Source organism: Desulfobacterales bacterium (assembly GCA_029211065.1).
GTDB lineage: Bacteria > Desulfobacterota > Desulfobacteria > Desulfobacterales > JARGFK01 > JARGFK01.
The window spans coordinates 1-2,740 of record JARGFK010000227.1 but is presented as its reverse complement, the minus strand read 5'-3'; the positions used below and the strand labels follow the sequence as shown (position 1 = coordinate 2,740).

Below are 2,740 nucleotides of genomic sequence, written 5' to 3'. Positions count from 1 at the left end.
ATCTGCAGCCAATGACAACCGCCCGCCTTGCATCGGAAATCTGGGAGGTCATTCGGGACGAAGACTGGGTGCTTACCGCCAACACCCTACGGGACTGGACCCGTAAGCTTTGGGATTGGGACAAGCCCTGCCGGAACCCCGGACACAGCCTGGGGACCGCCACCCAAATCGGCATCTCCCTTGGCGTTGCGCTGGCCCATAAGGGTTCCGGCAAACTGGTCATCGATATTCAGCCGGATGGCGATCTGCTTTTTGATGCCAGCGCCCTATGGGTTGCATCCTATTATAAAATTCCCATGCTGGTGATCATGTACAACAACCGCGCCTATTACAACGACTGGAATCATCAGATCCAAATCGCCCGGCACCGCAACACCCCGGTCGAAAATGCTCACATCGGTATGGAGATCAACAACCCAGCTCCTGATTTCAGCAAATTGGCCCAATCCTTTGATTGGTATGCGGAAGGACCTTTTGAAGACGGCAGCCAGGTTCAGGCTGCGCTGCGAAGAGCGATTCAGTATATCAAAAAAGAAGGCAAACCGGCGTTGGTCGATACCGTGACGCAGCCGGTATAATCGGCTGTTGATAAAAAGCCATGATCTTTTCAGCCGTTTTTCCCCCAACAGATCAAGAAAGGAGACACGTCATGAAAAAAATGATTCTTATGGCCCTGTGCGTTTCTTTGACCGTTCTTTTTACAGTCAACTTCGGCAATACGCCAATTGCATTTGGTGAAGATGCCGCCGGGTTCTATAAAGACAAGGTCGTCACCTTTATGGTGCCCTATAACCCGGGTGGCGGAACGGATGCGTTTGCCCGGATGATGGCTCCTTTTCTGGGAAAATATTTAGACGCCACCATCGTTGTAAAAAACCAGCCGGGTGCAGGCGGAACCTATGCCTATAATCATTTATACAGTAAAAAACCCGACGGCTTGACTATATCGATAACGGATTCGGCTTCGCTGATTCTCGCATCTATTCTTGACGATAAAGGCGTCGACTACGATTTTCGTAAATTTAACTGGCTGGGTCGTCTGTCCTGGTCCCGGCGTGTAATTCTGATCGCAAAGGATTCACCTTTGCGCACCCTGGAAGACCTGATGAAGGCTGACAAGATAAAAATCGCGGGCACCGGCAAAACCGATGCCACCAGTATGACGCTTCAGCTCCTTTTTCATTCTCTGAATATACCTCCTGAAAAAGTCTCAACTGTTTTGGGATACAGCGGCGGCAAAGAAGCCATGATGTCCGTCATGCAGGCTGAAACCGACATGACCAGCCTCACCGAGGACACCTCCTATGGGTTTACCAAAGGAGGCCTGGTAAAGGCGTATATGACGGTGGATAATGAACGATCCAAATTGTTTCCTGAGACTCCCGCATTTTACGAACTGACAAACCCGCCTGAGGAGCGGGACTGGCCCCTGGCTGTCTTTTTAGACCTGCAGCGGCTCCGACGCGGAGTGATCACCTCGCCCAACGTGCCCGCAGACCGGGTCGCCTTTTTGAGGACCGCGATTGCCAAGAGCCTTAAAGATCAAAAACTGCTGGATATCGCCGCCAAGAAAAAAAGACTGATCGACCCGTTGACAGGTGATGAGATGGAAGCGCTTATCAAAAAGAAAGTCGGGAAGCTGTCGGATCAGCAAATTGCGGAGTTCAGGGATATCGCCCTGAAAAAATATCAATGATGCGGCGAAGCCTGCTGTTTCAGACCCATTTCAGACTGGATGTAGAAGTATAGCATAGAGTGTCAGCATAAACAGAAGGGGCCGCCATGCTCGATCAACTCCACCTGATTGTTGAAAGCCTTTTCGGCTTATTCTCTTTTTACAACTTTACATTAATGCTGACCGGGATTGCCATCGGATTTGTTTTTGGCATCATCCCCGGGCTCAGCGGCCTGGTCGCGCTGACCCTGATGCTGCCGTTGATCTATGAAATGGACCCGAATTCAGCCCTTGTCTTTCTGCTCTCAAGCCACGCAATCGTCACAACCGGAGGGTCCATCAGCGCCATATTGCTCGGCATCCCCGGCACGGAACCCAATGCCGCCACCATTATCGATGGGTTCCCCATGACGCAGCAGGGCAGGGGCGGACGCGCATTGGGCGCCGGCTTGATGTCATCCCTGCTGGGGGGGCTTTTCGGCGCATTGGTGCTGGTAATATTTATTCCGGTATTGCTTCCCATTGCATTGGCCTTTAAATCACCAGAATTGTTTCTGCTGATTATCCTGGGGCTCTTGTGTATTGTTATACTCAGCAAAGGGCACCTGTTAAAGGGCATCCTTTCCGGTGTCCTGGGACTGATTATCTCCTTTGTCGGATATCAGGGTTTGACGGCGATGCACCGCTTTACGTTTGATTCGCTGTACCTCTATGACGGCATCAAGCTGGTTCCCTTGGGATTAGGCCTCTTTGCCATCCCGGTTATTATTGATCTGACCGCTAAAGGCACCATTATCACCGACAAAAGCAAAAAAAACACGGTCAGACAATCTGAAGTGTGGGAAGGCGTTAAGGACGTATTCCGTCACTTTTGGCTCTTTATCCGCTGTTCTGCCATCGGCGCCTGGATGGGTATCTTGCCGGGTGTCGGCGGCACCGTAGCTACCTTTATCGCTTATGGCCATGCCCGGGCGACCTCGAAGAACCGGGACAACTTCGGCAACGGTGAAGTTGAAGGCGTCATTGGTCCGGAAGCCGCCAACAATGCCAAGGAAGGCGGCGCCT

Annotated in this window: 3 protein-coding genes; all 3 read left to right on the top strand. The window is 51.7% G+C overall.

The annotated features are described in order from the left end of the window. A partial coding sequence (locus P1P89_23035; protein MDF1594399.1) for a thiamine pyrophosphate-dependent enzyme occupies positions 1–578 on the top strand: 578 nt, incomplete at its 5' end. 71 nt (positions 579–649) lie between these two features. After that, positions 650–1,696: a tripartite tricarboxylate transporter substrate binding protein gene (locus P1P89_23030; GenBank protein MDF1594398.1), complete on the top strand. Its 1,047-nt coding sequence runs from the start codon at positions 650–652 to the stop codon at positions 1,694–1,696. 86 nt (positions 1,697–1,782) lie between these two features. Further along, on the top strand, positions 1,783–2,740 hold a 958-nt coding region (locus P1P89_23025; protein ID MDF1594397.1), incomplete at its 3' end, for a tripartite tricarboxylate transporter permease.

What these genes read in the sequence shown, in the direction of transcription:
- P1P89_23030 (MDF1594398.1), top strand. Translation starts at nt 650, where the DNA reads ATGAAAAAAATGATTCTTATGGCCCTGTGCGTTTCTTTGACCGTTCTT.